This window comes from Mesorhizobium sp. M8A.F.Ca.ET.161.01.1.1 (assembly GCF_004792105.1).
GTDB lineage: Bacteria > Pseudomonadota > Alphaproteobacteria > Rhizobiales > Rhizobiaceae > Mesorhizobium.
This window is the reverse complement of sequence record NZ_SRTD01000547.1, coordinates 1-278: the sequence shown is the minus strand read 5'-3', so window position 1 is coordinate 278 and position 278 is coordinate 1. Positions and strand designations below refer to the sequence as shown.

General features: G+C 67.6%; 1 protein-coding gene. It reads right to left on the bottom strand.

Features of this window, described 5'->3' with window-relative positions; all coding sequences use genetic code 11:
- On the bottom strand, positions 1-278 hold a 278-nt coding region (locus tag EN804_RS36955), incomplete at both ends, for a DUF1223 domain-containing protein (protein ID WP_135922469.1).

The window sequence follows — 278 nt, the reverse complement described above, 5'->3', positions numbered from 1 at the left end:
CTGGATGTCGGAGACGGCGTTCCAGTAGGTCAGGTTGCGGCCGCTGTTCTCGCCCTGGCCGATCTGGACCGTCTGCGGCGAATTGAAATAGACGATCACCACATGGGCGTCGGCCGGGCCATTGCCGGCGTCGCCGGCATCGATCATGACGCGGTCGCTGGTGCGGCTGACCTTGATGCCGACGCGCATGCCTTCGCCGGTCCGGTCGAGGCGCGCCAGCGTGCCGTCGACTTCCTTGCGGCTGGCGCCGTTGACGTGGCTGCGGCCGTTGATGACGG